This window comes from Rhodococcus sp. 4CII, assembly GCF_014256275.1.
GTDB classification, from domain to species: domain Bacteria; phylum Actinomycetota; class Actinomycetes; order Mycobacteriales; family Mycobacteriaceae; genus Rhodococcus_F; species Rhodococcus_F wratislaviensis_A.
This window is the reverse complement of sequence record NZ_JACCFE010000006.1, coordinates 40,483-55,663: the sequence shown is the minus strand read 5'-3', so window position 1 is coordinate 55,663 and position 15,181 is coordinate 40,483. Positions and strand designations below refer to the sequence as shown.

20 protein-coding genes are annotated in these 15,181 nt (G+C 64.9%); 2 read left to right on the top strand and 18 right to left on the bottom strand.

Features of this window, described 5'->3' with window-relative positions:
• Positions 1–11: 11 nt before the first annotated feature.
• The 15 genes from H0B43_RS40665 to H0B43_RS40595 form a co-directional block, all read right to left on the bottom strand.
• The gene (locus tag H0B43_RS40665) at positions 12–638 is read right to left on the bottom strand and encodes a hypothetical protein (protein ID WP_185950135.1); all 627 of its coding nucleotides are present in this window, start codon (positions 636–638) and stop codon (positions 12–14) included.
• A 197-nt stretch (positions 639–835) separates the two neighbouring features.
• Positions 836–1,198: a type II toxin-antitoxin system HicB family antitoxin gene (locus H0B43_RS40660; protein WP_185950134.1), complete on the bottom strand. Its 363-nt coding sequence runs from the start codon at positions 1,196–1,198 to the stop codon at positions 836–838.
• Positions 1,191–1,451: a hypothetical protein gene (locus H0B43_RS40655; protein ID WP_185950133.1), complete on the bottom strand. Its 261-nt coding sequence runs from the start codon at positions 1,449–1,451 to the stop codon at positions 1,191–1,193. Before H0B43_RS40655 ends, H0B43_RS40660 begins: the two co-directional genes overlap by 8 nt.
• A gap of 133 nt (positions 1,452–1,584) precedes the next feature.
• Positions 1,585–2,208 (bottom strand): HNH endonuclease, encoded by a 624-nt coding sequence (locus H0B43_RS40650; RefSeq protein ID WP_185950132.1) that lies wholly within the window; start codon positions 2,206–2,208, stop codon positions 1,585–1,587.
• Between the two features lie 87 nt (positions 2,209–2,295).
• A complete protein-coding gene (locus tag H0B43_RS40645) occupies positions 2,296–2,469 on the bottom strand; it encodes a hypothetical protein (RefSeq protein ID WP_185723534.1) in 174 nt (57 codons plus the stop codon).
• 70 nt (positions 2,470–2,539) lie between these two features.
• On the bottom strand, positions 2,540–2,731 hold the full coding sequence (locus H0B43_RS40640; RefSeq protein ID WP_185723535.1) for a hypothetical protein: 192 nt from the start codon (positions 2,729–2,731) through the stop codon (positions 2,540–2,542).
• Complete coding sequence (locus H0B43_RS40635; RefSeq protein WP_185723536.1) at positions 2,728–3,279, bottom strand: DnaB-like helicase N-terminal domain-containing protein; 552 nt, start codon at positions 3,277–3,279, stop codon at positions 2,728–2,730. The genes H0B43_RS40640 and H0B43_RS40635 overlap by 4 nt, the downstream gene beginning before the upstream one ends.
• Before the next feature lie 55 nt (positions 3,280–3,334).
• Positions 3,335–3,598 (bottom strand): hypothetical protein, encoded by a 264-nt coding sequence (locus tag H0B43_RS40630; RefSeq protein WP_185723537.1) that lies wholly within the window; start codon positions 3,596–3,598, stop codon positions 3,335–3,337.
• A 24-nt stretch (positions 3,599–3,622) separates the two neighbouring features.
• The gene (gene nrdH / locus H0B43_RS40625; protein WP_012691873.1) at positions 3,623–3,850 is read right to left on the bottom strand and encodes a glutaredoxin-like protein NrdH; all 228 of its coding nucleotides are present in this window, start codon (positions 3,848–3,850) and stop codon (positions 3,623–3,625) included.
• Positions 3,851–4,752: 902 nt separating this feature from the next.
• Positions 4,753–5,184 carry a hypothetical protein gene (locus H0B43_RS40620; protein ID WP_185723538.1) on the bottom strand — a complete coding sequence of 144 codons (432 nt, stop codon included), beginning with the start codon at positions 5,182–5,184 and terminating at the stop codon, positions 4,753–4,755.
• A 43-nt stretch (positions 5,185–5,227) separates the two neighbouring features.
• Positions 5,228–5,704, bottom strand: a complete 477-nt coding sequence (locus tag H0B43_RS40615) for a hypothetical protein (RefSeq protein WP_185723539.1) — start codon at positions 5,702–5,704, stop codon at positions 5,228–5,230.
• Between the two features lie 194 nt (positions 5,705–5,898).
• Positions 5,899–6,057, bottom strand: a complete 159-nt coding sequence (locus H0B43_RS40610) for a hypothetical protein (RefSeq protein WP_185723540.1) — start codon at positions 6,055–6,057, stop codon at positions 5,899–5,901.
• 35 nt (positions 6,058–6,092) lie between these two features.
• The gene (locus H0B43_RS40605) at positions 6,093–6,425 is read right to left on the bottom strand and encodes a hypothetical protein (protein WP_213016620.1); all 333 of its coding nucleotides are present in this window, start codon (positions 6,423–6,425) and stop codon (positions 6,093–6,095) included.
• Positions 6,425–7,222 carry a hypothetical protein gene (locus tag H0B43_RS40600; protein WP_185723542.1) on the bottom strand — a complete coding sequence of 266 codons (798 nt, stop codon included), beginning with the start codon at positions 7,220–7,222 and terminating at the stop codon, positions 6,425–6,427. Before H0B43_RS40600 ends, H0B43_RS40605 begins: the two co-directional genes overlap by 1 nt.
• 598 nt (positions 7,223–7,820) lie before the next feature.
• Positions 7,821–8,801 carry a phosphotransferase family protein gene (locus H0B43_RS40595; RefSeq protein WP_185723543.1) on the bottom strand — a complete coding sequence of 327 codons (981 nt, stop codon included), beginning with the start codon at positions 8,799–8,801 and terminating at the stop codon, positions 7,821–7,823.
• On the opposite strand from H0B43_RS40595, the gene H0B43_RS40590 reads away from it, so the two are divergent.
• Positions 8,791–9,036 (top strand): hypothetical protein, encoded by a 246-nt coding sequence (locus tag H0B43_RS40590; RefSeq protein WP_185723544.1) that lies wholly within the window; start codon positions 8,791–8,793, stop codon positions 9,034–9,036. The genes H0B43_RS40595 and H0B43_RS40590 overlap by 11 nt on opposite strands.
• On the opposite strand, the gene H0B43_RS40585 is transcribed toward H0B43_RS40590, so the two are convergent.
• Both H0B43_RS40585 and H0B43_RS40580 read right to left on the bottom strand, forming a co-directional pair.
• Positions 9,009–9,917 (bottom strand): hypothetical protein, encoded by a 909-nt coding sequence (locus tag H0B43_RS40585; RefSeq protein ID WP_185723545.1) that lies wholly within the window; start codon positions 9,915–9,917, stop codon positions 9,009–9,011. The two genes, H0B43_RS40590 and H0B43_RS40585, sit on opposite strands and share 28 nt — an antisense overlap.
• 231 nt (positions 9,918–10,148) lie before the next feature.
• On the bottom strand, positions 10,149–11,414 hold the full coding sequence (locus H0B43_RS40580) for a helix-turn-helix domain-containing protein (RefSeq protein ID WP_185723546.1): 1,266 nt from the start codon (positions 11,412–11,414) through the stop codon (positions 10,149–10,151).
• Positions 11,415–12,710: 1,296 nt separating this feature from the next.
• On the opposite strand from H0B43_RS40580, the gene H0B43_RS40575 reads away from it, so the two are divergent.
• Complete coding sequence (locus tag H0B43_RS40575; RefSeq protein WP_185723547.1) at positions 12,711–13,685, top strand: DNA ligase; 975 nt, start codon at positions 12,711–12,713, stop codon at positions 13,683–13,685.
• A gap of 272 nt (positions 13,686–13,957) precedes the next feature.
• Here H0B43_RS40575 and H0B43_RS40570 read toward each other — a convergent pair whose 3' ends face one another.
• Positions 13,958–15,058, bottom strand: a complete 1,101-nt coding sequence (locus tag H0B43_RS40570; RefSeq protein ID WP_213016619.1) for a hypothetical protein — start codon at positions 15,056–15,058, stop codon at positions 13,958–13,960.
• Positions 15,059–15,181 lie beyond the last annotated feature (123 nt).

Genomic DNA, 15,181 nt, shown 5'->3' with positions numbered 1-15,181 from the left:
GAGCTCCGGGGCTACACCACTCGGTTCCCGCCGGCCTTCGACGCCTTGATCTGCTCGTCGATCATCTGCGCCAGCTCGTCGGCCAGCGGGTCCGCCGCCGTCAGCGGCGTTCTCTCGTTGTCCTCCATCTTCTGCGCGATCAGCGCCGCCGCGTACCCCTGGAATGCGTCCGGTTCGCTCGGCCACACCCGGTCGACCACCTGCCACGCCAACGGCGGGATCTCCACCATCGACGTCCGCCACCGATCCGGGTCGCGGGCCTGGCGCTTCGCCGCGATCTCCGCCTCGATCCGCTGCTCGATCTTCAGCTCCCGGGCGATCTGCTCCTCGCTGATCTCCGGCACCTGCGAGTACAGCTCCTCGGTCAGCACTGCCTCCCGGCTGTCGTGCTCGGCCTGGGCGATCAGCTGATGGGTCGTCATCACGTCCGGATCCTGCCCCGGATGCTCGGCCTTCCAATTCCGCACCAGATACCCCTGGCCGCCCCCGACTCGCTGCACCACCAGCTCCGAGAGCCTCGCTGCCTCCTCGTCGAACTGCGCCGTCAACTGCGCCTCCGTCGCGCCCGGGTCCACGCCCAGATGCTCCCGCCAGATCCGCTCCACTTCCGCGCGAATCGTCGGATCGAACTCCGCCATCGTCGTTTCCTCCCTGGATGATGTGCTCGCTGCGTTCGCTCAACCGTCTGGCCCCTCTCATGCGCTGCCACGCGAAGCGTGACCTTCCCGTGCGCCCATTCGTTGGACACAAAGCACATGAAGCCTATGACGGATTTCGCGAAAGTACTTGCAGCGCAAAGTTGTTAAAGTTCTACAACTTTGCCTGCGGCCTTCCCTCAGGCGGCACCGGCGGCCGCCGACCGAGGCGCAGCCGGAGCCGTGATCTTTTGGTTGACCAGCATGTTGAGCGAGACACCCTGTTCCTCGGCTTCGATCGCCAAGCTCCGGTGCACCTGCGGGGAAGTGCGCACCATGAACTTGCCGCTGTAGGGACGATCCGCGATCGGAACCGGTGGTTGCTCGCCGGTCAGTGTCATGTCCTCGAGTACTTCACGGACGACGCCGATGACACCGTCGAGTGCCTCGGCCTGCGTTTCCGCCAGCCAGGACAATGACGGGAATTCGGCGACGGCCCCGACGAACTCGCCGTCGTCTTCCGACCAGGTCACCCGATAGGTGTAGTGCGATGCATCAGCCATTGTCAGCCTCCTTCGTGAGCTTGTCGTAGGCGATGACGACCTGGCCGACCTGGTAGGGCTTCGCCTTGCCGCCGCTGCCTTTCTGGATGTTCACTCGTGGGTCGCCCGCCCACGGCATCTTGAACACCGCGTGCGAGGTGCCGCGCTGCCGCGGTTCCCCGAATACGTCGCAGCAGAAGTTGAGCAGCTCGGTATACGTCACGCTCTGCGGACTCGCCCTCATCCTCGCGATCAGTTTCGCCTGCTTCGACATACCAGAATGGTATCACTGGCGATACTATTGAGATAGGCGTCGAGGGCTGCGAGAGAGAAGTCGCGCCCTTCGACGTCGGCCATCGAACGGAAAATCTGCTGGTCAGACGAATCAGCGAGCGGTGCCGCCGCTGTTACCCGCGCCGGAAGAGCGATCGGATGGCGGCGACGAGCCGCTCGGTCGCGGTGCGCGGTGGTGGGGGAGTGTCGATGCGCTGCGCCATGTCCGCGGCGGCGAATTCTTGTTGTCGCCGCTCCTCGTAGGAGACGACGTGGCCGGTGAACGGGGACCGTCGCGGGAAGTGGTCGGCCGGGTCCACCTTCTCGTTGGTGATGACCTTGTGGTGCAGGCGGGCCCGGGCGAGCTCGGGATCGAAACCGCTGGCCCACTGCGCATCGTTGTTGCAGAACAGGTGGGTGAGGCGGCAGTTCGCCCGTGTGTGGGGGCCTTCCCGGTCGATGTGGTCGATCGACAGGGCTTCCGGGCCGTACAGGGCGTCGAAGTCCACTGGTTCCAGGCAGAGTTGGCATATCCCGCCGTCACGGGCGTAGATGTCCATGGAGGTGAAGCGCTCGGTGATGGCGTTGCCGTCGACGTCGACCGGTTGGATGAAGCTGGCCCGGCGGAGGCGGTGATCTGGGAACCGTTGCTGACGTCGTTGCGTCCGATTATCGCGTTTCACCTCGGCGAGGAAGGCGGCCGTTTCCTCGGCGCTCATCATCCTGATCTCGCCGAATTCGACGTCCCACCAGTTCATACGGGGCACAGTAGCGAGGCGTACCGACAGCTCACATCGATCGTATTTCCGCAGATCCGGTCTCTTGGATCGATGGTTACTCAACGCTCATCGGCGCGTGTCCCGCGGGTCCTCCTCGCCGCCGTCGGCGGCCTCAGTGATGGTTTGCAGTGCAAGCGCGCGAACGAAAGTCTCGAGAATGCCGGTTTCCGCATGGTCGAGGGCGACGGGCGCTCCATCGGGACGGACGGTCTGATGCGTTCGGTGGATGTCGGTGGTCATCGGTGCAGTCCTGGGAAGTAGTCGGTGGACAAGGGTCTGCTGGACACGGCCAGTGTGTGTTGAGGGTCGGTCAGAAGAGAGCGCCTTGGTTCTCGTTCGCGGCTGCGTCGGTGCGCTGCTGGTAGGCGGAGGCGAACGCGCGGGCCGCGGATTCGGTGCAGCCGATCTCCCGGCCCACCTGCGTCCAGCTGAGCCCAGCTTCATGGAGGTTCCACGCGTCGCGTTCGTCGTCGGTGTGAATGCCGTTGGCGTGGAAGGTCACTGGTCTTCTCCTCTGAGGTGGTTGAGACGGTTGGTGGCGGCTCGCTGCTGGCGGCCGAGAGTGACCATGTGCTCGAAGAGCTGATCTTCGGGCAGCTGATCAGCGGCCTGAGCGAGGGACTGGGCGGCGGCGCGGAAGCTGCGCCGGTACGCCTGGCTGACAACGGTGCGGGTGTAGTGGTCGACGGCGATGTGATCGGCTCCGCGGGTGGTGATGTTCGCCAGGTAGCGGGACCGTTCGGAGCCGTGGTGGCCGGCGAGGTTTCCGGTGCGTTCGAGTTCGGCGGCGACCATCGTGGTGTCGTGGGGTTTTCCGGCGCGCACGAGTCGGGCGATCACGGTGAACAGTTCGCGGTGGATGGGTCGTTCGAAATCTTCGGCCTCGAGGGCGGCGACGGCCCGGGCCGCAGCCTCAGTGGGCGCCCACAGGAGAGCACATAGGCAGAGGGCCTCGACATCGGTATGAGTGTTGGTGTCGATGTCGCCGACCTGAATCTGGTCGGTGTCGGCGGCGGTGTCATCCGGGACGAGCACGAGGGCGGCGGTCATTGGGCGGTCCTTTCGTGGTGGCATGTTCGGCGGGCCGGGTCGGTGGGCTGGGCCGTCATTCGTAGAGCCGGGTCGTGCCTGGAAGGAGCTGGTGGCATTGGTTCCACACCTTGCCCTTGACCCTGGCCACGACGACGTGGCCGGGATCTCCGGGTCCAATTCGGCAGGAAGTGCCCTCAGGTGCGGTCTCCCAACTGCGGTCGTATCGAGCAGGCTGTGCCACGGTCTCGGCACTGCCGACCACGAGGAGAAGGCCGGCCACCCCACCGAGTGCGGCGATGGACAATCGGCGCAGCATCGGCGCGGCGATGTACGACATGGCGACCTCCTCGGTTGCAGGGACTCAGGCAGCTACGAGGGCTTTGATGCGGTCAGGGCGGAAGCCGCCCCAATGCTGGTCACCGGCGATGACGACCGGGGCCTGGCTGTAGCCGAGCGCCCGCAGAGCGTTCACGGCGTGAGGGTCGCCCTCCAGATCGATCACGGAGTACTCGATCCCCTCTTTGTCGAGGGCCCGGTGGGTGGCAGTGCATTGCACGCACGAGCTTTTGCTGTACACCTGAACCGACATTTTAGATCCTCCCCGTTTGCGCTTTCTCTACCATTCTTATTGTAGTCGAAATTGGAGATATTTCTACATATATCGGCTAGTTTTTGAGCATTTCTTTTCGTCCGCCTCCAGCGCGCCACCGCACTTCGATATCATGGCGTTTAGCTGCATTTTCGTCGAATTGACTCGCGGTTAGCGCACGACGGTCGGTAGCGTGTTTCACTCCAGGAAGAAGCGAATTTCACGGAATACATTTCGCGTCGAGAGTGGATGCAATAGCTGCTCGAATTATCGAATCCCAAGAATTGGAAACAGTTAATTCCAACCTTTTAGGAATGGCGCGAGAATAGAATTCGATCGCACTCGATCGTCGCGGGGCCACCCTGGGCCCGATGTTCGGAAATCCTCCTAGTTCCGTCCGGTGCGGGATTCTTATCGCCCGCACCGGACGGGCGCTCTAGCTATCCGCGGGTGCACCCTCGGCACTCCCAGCGGCCACGCACCTTCGTGCAGGTCCGGCGTTCCTCGCACAACCAGCACCGCTGAGACCGCGTGAGCTCGTCAGTGGCGCTGGAGGTCCGGCTCGTCCTGTTCTGCTCCGGGATGCCGGCGGAGTGTGCGGGATCGAGCTGCGGTGATAGGCACGGTGCGGCGGGTCGGGCTCGCAGCATGTGGCCGAACGCGTCTTGACATCCGGTGCACACGTCACCGGGTTCGACGACTGGGAAGTCGCAGGTGGGGACAGCGCACGAGATGAACAGGTCGAGCTGAGGAAGTTGGTTTCCGGGCTCGGTCATGGTGGTCGCTCTTTTCCTTCTGGGCGAGCGCACCGGGCAGATAGTTGCTGCCCGGTGCGCTCGCAATTCGGCGGATCGGCGGTCAGGATGAGCCTGCCGAGCGCCGCGCTATCGGCTGATCCTGCGTCAGACTTCGACCACCTGAGCACTGGCCGTGGCTGCGACGAGGTCGATGGTCACCTTCTCCAGCGCGCTCCGCGGCACATTCCAGTACCGGCCGTCTTCGCCGCCCAACTCGGCGATCTTCACCTTGGCGCCGTCGGCGAGGACCACGAACAGCGTCGTCGGATCGATATTGCGGGCTCGCTTCACCCGGACCGTGGAGCCGGTCGACAAGGGCGCGACCGCGACGATCGGCTTGGCCAACAGTTCCGCGGGGGCGGGTAACAGCACCTCCGGTTGCGCCCGCACCAAGGAGCCGACACCGTCGAGTGGCTTGACGTCGTAATTCACCTTCAACCGGCGAACCACCTCGAAAACACGCCCCTTCATGTCCTTGTTCGCGACCACGGGGTCGATGATGACGCGGTCGCCAGCCTGAAAGATGTTCGTCGACATAGTTTTCGTTCTCCTTCGGTGATGGAGTGTGCGGTCTTGGTGGTTATGCGGGGATCCAGGTCACGCCCTGGTCTCCGATGAGAGCGACCTTCCCGGCCGGGGCACCGCCGGTGTACTGGTGCAGTGCCGTGCGGGCGCGGGTGGCTGCGCAGCCGAGTGCATCGGGAGAGTCGCCGAGTGCGTCGACGCTGGCCTCGCCCATTGCCAGGGCGACTGAGTCACCCTGCATCTCGTACAGGCCGACAGCCCAGCTCGTAATGGGTTCACCGGTCGTCAGAGCGGGATCGCCGTTGGTGGTGGCGAGGAGGTAGATCGATCGGCCGTCGGGTGCGTAACCGGCGTCGCCGGTGAGGGCGTAGCAGTTGCCGCCGGTCGAGGTCACCTCGGGATCGGCGACGCCGACCGCCGCCAGCCGGATCAGTTCCCGGTGGTAGATCTCCTCGAGGGTTCCGTAGTGCCGGTAGTCGAGTACCTCTGACGTCTCCACGGCGGGAGCGACGGGTGCTGTCGGTGTGCCCATGTAGCGGGAACCTTTCGTCGGAAACGGACCACCTGCGGCGGCCCGATCATTTTTTGTGCCCTTCTGGCATGGGAGAGGGGCGCCGGTATGAGGGGGCCGGAGTGCAACTGTCGAGCCGAAAAATCTCGGGGGAGCTTGCGGAGGAGAGAATTTTCGGAGCCGAAGGCCGCCCCGCGTCGGCGGTTGCGCGTAGGTCACCGCCGGCGAAACTCGGAAGGCCAGAAGGGAACAACAAGAACGCTCTTCACCAGGGCGGAGCGCAGCGGAGCATCCGCTTGGAGGACACCGAAGGTGGCCAGGCCGCCGGGCAGGCGGATCCCCAGCTGCTCGACGACTGCGTTTCGTCGCGTCACCGGTTCATCCGAGACGGCGGGCCCGCGTTCGGCAGCTAGGCGGAGGGCGGTTCGCTGATGGCGTCGGCGGTCACGACCATGTCGAGTTCGAGGCTGTTCATCCCCGCGGCGTCGGTGACGTACACGGTGATCGCAGCCAGCCACTGTCCGTCGTGGATTTGAAACCAGTGCGTTTGAAGCGCCGGCCGCAGACCCGACAGATAGACCGACGAACTCTTCACCCTCATGCTGACGTAATCGGCGCGCGCCGCGCCACCACGTCCAATCGGCAACGCCTTGCCGATGTCCACCTGGACCGCCCTCGGCGGGTCGAATGTCCTGATGACCGGGTGCTCCGGCCAGCGTTCGGTCCAGCTGTCGGTGTTCATCACAGCGCAGCTCGCAAGGGGGCGTGGCCGGTGGCGGGGATCTCGGGGACCGTGTGCCAGGCCACCGAGCCGGAGTCGCTGCGGATCTCGATACGCCGTGTGCGCCGTTGGAATCCTTTGCCGGCGGCCGCGACGTCGAGTTGTATCCCGGTGACGCGGCCGTGTCCTTCGCCGAGACCGGAGTATCCGGCGACGCGGGACTCGATGCGCAGATCCACCCCGTCCCAGTGCCCCTCGGCCACCAGCAAGACGGCGCCCTTGGATCGTGCCCGCGCCACCACCGCCCGGGCCCTCGACGGGGTCACGTTCGCACCCGAAAGCCCGAGAATGACGAGGTCAACGCCATCGAGAAGGATCGCAGCCACCTCGACCGCGGAGTCCTTCGGTGCGGGCACGATCGCAATCTTGGAGAGATCCGCGCCTTGCTCGACCGCGGCGAGCAGACTCAAATCCGGCATTCCAATCACGGCCGCGTGCGAGCCGCTGGCAGTGACCGATGCGAGGAGCCCGACCAGCACTGACGACGTTCCAGCGACGCTGGCCACGGTGCCGCGGGCGAGTCCTCGGCGCGGAAGAAGCTCCGCGATCGGAGAGGGCACGGGAAGCGTTCGCAGCGTGGTCTGAGCGGTGGCCACAATCGGTGCGGGTTCATCGACGGCCCGCAGCATCACCGCGGGCCGGGCCGGTTCGGTGCCCTCGGACCGGGCGGGAATCGCCGCCATCTTCCGCCGCAGCTGGTCGAGTTTCTCCGCTTTGGTGAGCCCGTTCGAGGCGGGCGCAATGGGCAGTTCGCTCATACTCGCCGCCTTCACACATCCCTAACCCGATCCGATCCACCCACCAGTGTAGTCGAACATACTTTCGAAGAAGGTGTAACCTTGCTGACGCCTCGACTCGGAGGGAACCCGCCGAGGTACGCCGATGACCTGCGCTTTTCGGCGTCCTAAGCACTGGAGGAATGACCACATACCGGAGTATGCGCAGGTTCGTTCTGGCCGCTGCGCGAGGTATCGACCAATCTCAGCTGGTCATGGCGTTGGACGCAGGGCTTTGTGGCTCGCACATGATTTCACTCGTAACTGATGGATTCCATGAGTTACGCGTGCAATCCGCGAGTTGCTAGCGGATTCCGATACTCGTCGGCCAGTAGGCAACCGACCCACATCTTCCTGCAACCGTTTAACACACCCAACCGGCGATCTTCACCGGACGGGTCAAACGGCAATCCGCCAGCCCAGACCGATGCCGGTGAACGGCCCTTTTCGGAACCCTGATCGATCGACACCACTGCCGTCATTGCGAACCCGGACAGCCCGCATTCGACATCGCCTGCAGCGTCTGCGGCAGCGTCACCGGCGACGGGCACCGAACTGCTGGTCCACGTGTGGCGCCCGCTCAGCGGTGGCCGATGTAGTTAGCCTCCGCACCTTCGGGGGCTGGAAGGTCGAACAAACGCGCCAGGACCTGGCTGGCAGGGTTGTTCGCCGGCATCGCGCTGTCTTCGGGCAGGGCTCCGCCCGAAATCATCAGACGGCCGATCCGAGCCATGATGATCGCGAGGCGGTAGGCGGCGAATCGTTCGTAGTAGTCGACATCTGCCGCACTGCGGCCCGTGAGCTCGCGATACCGCGCGATCACGGCGTCGCGGGTCGGAAGCCCTTTCAGCAGCGGAACTCCGATGCCTTCCGAGTAGTACCGCACGAAAAGGACGAACCACCCGAGGTCCAGCTGAGGGCTGGCAATGGTCGCCATTTCCCAATCGAGGACCGCCGCTACGGAGTGGTCAGCGCCGAAGATGATGTTCCCCAGCCGGGCGTCGCCCCAACAAAGCACCAGCTCATCGTCGTGGGGACGGTGCTCCTCGAGCCATTCGTATGCCGCCTCGATGTTGGCGATCCGTCCGGACTCTGCCGTCCAGTCGTAGAACTGGCGCCACTCGGCGAGCTGGTGTGCGATCCCGGGCTCGCGGAGCTCGCTGTTGTGCAAGAACTCGACCCCGAGCACCTTGGGGTCGGCGGCGTGGAGTTCGGCCAGTGCGCCCAGCGCGTTGTCGAAGAGGCGTCCCCGCTCAGCAGGCGGGAGATCCACAACCCAGCCCTCGGAAACGAATGGCGGATCGTCCCCCGGGACCCGACCATCGACGCGGTCCATCACAAGGAACGGGCCACCCAGCAGCGCCGGATCGTTTTCGAGCCAGCGAACCCGGGGCACCGGGACCGCGGTGTGCTCGGCAACTGCCGTGAGTAGCGCGAACTCTGCCGCCAGGTCGGGGTCCCGGAAGATTCCGGGGGTGGCGGGGGTGACTCGGGCCACGAGATCGAGCTCGCGGCGGCTCCCCTCCGCGTCGTAGCTGACCGAGAACAAGATGGTGGTCATCGACATTCCGGCCGAGGCTGGGATCGAGATCGCCGGGATCTCGATGTTCGACGCGCCGTCGAGCTTTGTCGACAACCAATGCGTCAGGGTGGTCCTGGTCGCGGTCTCATCCAAGTGGTTGAGCACAGCCATGGTGTGGTCCTTTGGTTCGTGCCGCGGTAGCGGCGCCGTGGGGGAGGGTCAGGGCGTCGCCACGACGCCCCCGGATTACTTGGCGGTGATGTGCGCGATGTAGTCGGGCGGCCAGAGGAAGTCGAGGTAGGCGGTGCCCGGTCGACCGCCGACCTCCCCTCGGACCATCGCTTCGACCAGAGTCGCGTTCGGATCTACGGGGAACGCGATGTCAGAGAACGTCTGGCCGGTCACCGTCGTCTTATGACCCGTCTCGTCGACGACGCGCAGCTCCACCGTTTGCTGGACCCAGCGTTCGTCGTAGGTGACCTCCCAGTCTGCGGACTGGACTTCGGACCGGACGCCGTCGCGGTACACGTAACCGGCGAGGTGCCGCTCGCCATAGGCCTGAAGATCGAAGACGTGGACCGCCGTGTCCTCCGCTTGGCTTTCGAGCCACTTGTAGTGCTGCACGGCGCCCCAGTCCCGCGTTCCCCACGAATGGTCGTGGTGGCCGAGTGCCTCGAACGGGATCGACCGACCGTCGATTCGAAGCCGGCCGGATACCCGACCGCTCTGCTCCATACGGTCGTCAGCAAAGTACGACGGGCATCCGCTCGGGGCCTCGGAGTAGAGGTACCGCTCGTGCATCGGATGGAATTCGATCTCGACGTCGATCCGATCGCCCGCGAAGCTGACCGTCGACCCCTCATTGCTGGGCTGCATCGAGGCGGACAGCGGACCGACCGTCCACGCGTCGAACCCCTGGTCGGCCGGGACCGGGATACCGTCGGCAATCTCGAAGATGGCCGATCCATCGGGGTTTCCGCCGTAGATCCACGCGGCACAGCCCGCGACGCTCTGCGCGTCGACCCAGGTGTAGACGAGGCCGGCGAGTCCTTGATCGGGCAGTTTGACGTTGTAGAGGAACGATTCTCGCGCCACATTCTCCGGCCGGAGGGTGTGGCGGGCGAAGTGCTCGGTCGACGTGACGGTGGACGCCATGGGTCTCCTCGGTTGGTTCGGGATCGTGTCGCCGGCGACGGCGGGAGCGCCATACCGGCCGGGCCTCGTCCGTGTGACGGGGCCCACTCCATCCTTCACACGCGCTCCACCGTCGACAATCACTCGCCGAGCTAAGAGACCGCTCGCACGTTGGCGTCGCAGCGGCGTGCCGGCTCGCTCAAGCGGGCACGGACCCGCGCCTTACGCTCAACGGGATAACGATCTTTGTCTCTATGGGCCAGCCAGCGCGTGGTCGATCAGCAGCGCCACCTCGACCTCGGTGCGATGCCGATCAACCGGGTGACCGAGCAGTTCCTCGGTTCGCGCGAGCCGATAGGCGACGGTCTTGGCGTGCACGGACAGCCGTGCGGCCGTCTGCTTGTGGCTGCCTCCGGTCGCAAAGAACACGCGAAGCGTCTCGCGGAGCCTGGCGGTCGACTCGTCGCGCGCGCCGAGGAGCCCGAGGTGATCGGCGGCGTAGCGACGGGACCGATCGGCGTTTCCGGCGACGAGGACGGCGGCCAACTCGATCTCGCAGTGCTGTGTAACCCCCGTCAGGGGGGTGGGACGCAGTTGCACCGTCCGGAGGGTCTCCAATGCCTGCGCATGAGATCGCCGGAACCCCTGAATCCCTGAAGCAGCGGCCCCCATCCCGACGACGACGCCGTCGGTTGCGACGGTGGCGACAGCGCGCAGCACCTGGGGCGTCGGCGTCACATCCCACCCGAGCCACACGAACCACCGACCGTCCCCGCTCGTGTGCGTGAACGTGCGGACCGGACTGGCTGCGGCGACCAGGTCACCGAGCGCCTCACGAACGTTCGCTGACGCCGCGGCCGGAGCAAGTACGAGCGCCACATGGTAGCCGTGGACGTCGTATGCGAGCTCGTCGGCGGCAGCACGCTCGTCGGCCGCCGAGCCATCGAGAAGGGCAGCCAACGCGACCTGACGCGTCCGCGGTCCTGCCTGCTGATCACCGCGGTTCGGGTAGAGCTCCCGGTGTCGAGTCACGAGTTGTTCACAGGCACCGTCGATATAGGCGAAGAGCCGCTTCGACGAGTATCCGAGAACACTCGGGACCAGCGCAGACTCGGTCTCCCGCTGAACGTACGTGGACCAACACTCCCAGACCGCCGCGTGCCCGGCACGAAAGGCTCGCAACACCGTAGCCAGGTCACCTCCTGCCGAGATCGTGCCCTGAAGGGTCCGAAGAGTCGCCGCCGGCGGCTCGATCGCGGTCGGCACCGCGTCGAATGCGAACATCGAGAGAATCGCGCCAATATTGTGCTCGGTGCTCTCCCCCAAAGCTGCGAGGGAATCAGGAATACCAAGGGGGGCCACCTCGGGCACCGCCTCGACCACGCATTTCGTTACGTCGGCGGCGATCTCGGAAGTGTGCCTCAACAGCGCCCGTGCCAACCGTTGGACCTCGGTGCCCGCCGCCGCGACCGCGAGCTCTGCCGTGTTGACCACATCCGGCACGACTTCCGACTGCATGTGGACTTCCTCTCGGGGCGGCACGGGTGTCAGTTCAGGAGTCGGCTGCACGCTGACCCGTGTCGTTTAGCAAGGTGTAGCCGACTGATGCAGCTCACGAAATCGGGCCCGCGCGGGCCGTTGCAGACATGAACGAGGCGTGGCGGCAGCATCGCTTCCTTTTGGTCCAATATTAAGTCCATGTTAACCCTCTGGCAAGAGGGGCTTCGCGGGTGGTTTCCATCGCGGGGCGGTCGAACCCAGGCATTGCAACGGAAGGTCGAGAGCGAAAGGGGGTATGCGTGTTTCTCGGTCGAGCAGATCCAGAACGGAACGGTCGGGCCTGCCATACCGGCCAGCCCATCGGGGACCAGTCCCGTTCTCAACGTCGTGTCACTGCCTGATTCTCACGAACTTGTCGGAACCCTCAGCCCGGTCGCTATCCCTACTGCGGCGTCTCACAGCCGGACTCAGCTGATGCGCGAACCCAGCAGAAATTTGTGACTTGTGCACCGAATCCGTACGAGTTAGGCATGCCGTATGACCGAGAATCCGGGAACCCACACGGTACAACTGGCGACACGGTGATGCTCCACCCTCAAGGGGTCTCGAAGTTCAAAATCCTCAGTATCGATGAGGATGGCCATGCACTCATCGAGTCCTTACTGGACAGCCCAGGAAAATACGCCTTCAGCGTCGCGGTGAAGTTTCTCGTCCCGGCGCAGTCCTGATTCGCTGTCGGAGTGAGGATCTACTCTGACAACCGCGACGAGCAACAGGTCGCCACTCACTGCCCAGACCGGTGATCTGATCACCGGTCCTGATCTGCGGTGTTCCGCGGATTGGCAGGTGCGTGGCGGCCTGTTTCTCTTTGCGATCTGGGGTGAATCCGCCATCACTCGGCCTGCACCTACGGGCCCACTCGATTGGGTAGCTGTACCGATCCGCCTCCGGCGGTCGATACACAGCGCAGGAGGGGGTGCGCTTCCATTCAACTGAGCCCGTTTCCGACCAAGGAGTTCGTCATGTTAGACCTGGGATTCTTCTCTGCCTTCCCTGAGTTCACCAATGCCCTCGTGGCCATATCAATGTGGTGGCATTCGCTTCCATTCACCTAACCCCGGAGGTGATGACGGTGATTCCGATCCCCCCGTATGGGTTGGGTGGCAGCTGGATGGTGTGGACACCGTGGCTGGTGCCCATCGTTCTCTGGTGGAACTCCTGGCACTGACCCAATACCTATCGTCCGCCGCCGGCGACGCGCTGTCCTGAGCCTTCTACCTGCGTAGCTCCCAGGTCACGGGCACAATCGGGCGTATGCGGCTGATCGCGCCCATGCTGGCCACGGCCGGCGCACTCCCGGACGACACGGCGGAACGTCCGTGGAGTTTCGAGATGAAGTACGACGGGTGCAGGTGCTTGGCGTCCGTCGGTGGCGGCCGCGAGCCGGTGCTGTGGACCCGTGCCATGAACGTGGTGACACCCTCGTATCCCGAGATCGCCGAGGCCTTGACGGCGGCGTTCGGCGGCCGCGGGCGCATCGTTCTCGACGGGGAGCTAGTCGTACTTGATCAGGGCCGGCCCTCGTTCGGACTGCTTCAGCGCAGGATGGGGGTTGCTCATGCGACGAAGCCGCTGCAACGACGAATACCGGTGACATTCTTACCCTTTGACGTCCTGGAGCTCGACCACCTGGACCTCATGAGCGCGTCGTACCTGGATCGGCGGGCGGAGCTGACCGAGCTGGATTCGATCATCCAGGACGTCGGCGGCCTGCCCATCACCGTCCCTCCGCACTGGGAAAATCAGAGCAGCAAAATCATACTGAATGCGGCGAAAAGTGCTGGTATGGAAGGCATTTTGGCCAAGAGGTCGACGTCAATCTACCTGCCGGGCCAGCGGAGCCGATCGTGGATCAAACATGCAATCCGCACTCGCAGTTCGGTTTTGGTGATCGGCTTCGTCGGCTCGAGCCGATCGGTCGCTGCGCTGATCCTCGGAGCCTACGACGCCGAGAATAGATTAGTCCAGGTCGGTTCCGTTTCTGCCGGACTCACGGTGCCGATGCGCCGACAGCTCCGGGAGGACTTCCGGCCGCTGGAACGCCCTAGCAGCCCTCTCACGGACCCCTCAGCGGCCGCGGAGGCCTTCCCTGGGGTTCAGTGGCTGAATCCTCGGCTGGTCGTGGACGTCGCCTACAGGGCGCACACGGCGGGTGGGCTCCGGCACCCCTCGCTGAAAGGCCGGCGTTTCGACATCGATTTTCAATCGGTTCGTGTGGAGGATCTGTAGACCGGCCAGAGGTAAGCCGCCGACACCTTCCCCGGCGTCAGCGGCTCCTCATCCCCGACGTCGAGAACGCTACGCAATGTAGGTCTTACCCGGCTCGGGGGTGACAGTGACGCCATATCGCCTCTCGGCAAGTGGTCGCTCGCAGCGACTTTTCCGGTGTGGTACCCGGGGTATTGAGCGCCACCGTCAGCCTCTTCAACAGCGGACTATTCGGTGGTATTCCTGCGGGTATGCCCCTGCAAGCCCGCACAGGCCCCGTGGTGGTGATTGGTTCACACGCCCCCGCCGCCAGGATGGCGCCGTAGTTCCTCGATCGTCTGCTCGGCGGCGCGCAGCGCGGTAGTTAGGGCATCGACGCGCTCGGAAGCTGATTGCCGAGCCTCGGCCAGTTGTGCGGCATGATCGGCGCGCGCTTGTTCACGGTCCGTGCGGACCTCGGTGCGCAGGTCGGCGAGTTCGCCACGAAGTCGGTCCACGTCCTCGCGGGCCTCCTGCGCGGATGTTTGCGCCGCAGCGGTCTGCGTTTCGGCGCGGGTCTGTGCGACCTGAGCTTCGGCGGCAGCTTCTTGCGCCGCGTCAACCTGTTGGGCAGCGGAGGCTTTCACCTCCGCGATCTCGGTGGCGGTACGGCCGCGGATCTCCTCGATCGTCTTCCGCGCCTCTTCCTGGGCAGCGCCGATTCGGCGTGATGCGTCGTTCTCTGCGGCCGCGATCTTCTCTGCCGAATCAGCCTGGATGCGCTCGAGTTCCGCGCGTGCCTCACGTTCGCGGGACGCCGCGTCCTCCACGGCTGCGGCGGCCTCGGTCTGGATCCGCGCCAGCTCCGCGTATGCGTCCTCCGCGGCCGCGTCGGCTTCCTCACGTGCCTGCTGATGTTCGGTCGCGCGGGCCTCGGCCTCACGGCGGCGACGTTCCTCGTCGCCCCGCAACCGGTCGGCTTCGGCCACTTTCGCGAGCGCCTCGGCGTGGGCCTGGTCGACCTCGGCCGCGGCCGCCTCGACGTCGGTCACCGAGGTGACCGACTCGGTCACGGCCTCGAGGAAACCGCGGAGCTCCTCAAGACGGCGGGGCAGCTCCTCGAGCTGCACACCGAGGGTGGCCCGTGCCATCGACACCGGGGCCGTCACCCCGCCGTCTCCGGCCGCTCCCGGGGGCTCGGCGGGCTTGGCCGGTCCCGCGCCGACGGTCGCGAGGCGCCGGCGCTCCTTCCACGCGTTGCCCTTGTTGTGCACCGGGCCACCGGGATCAGCTTGTCCGCAGTACTTCGACGGCCGTCCCGTCTTCGGGTCGTCGAGGCTGGGCCGGGTGCATCCACCGGGGAACTCGCACATTCTTCGGCGATCACCCCCGGCCGCGGTGTCGTCGGTCGTCATGGTTCCAACCTTACAGGTTTAGTCGCTTACGTGTCTATAGTTTCGTTTAGTTACGTAGCTTTCGTCAATATTGTGGAACTAAAGATACTCAACCTCCGCCACATCGGAATGAGAAACCAACAT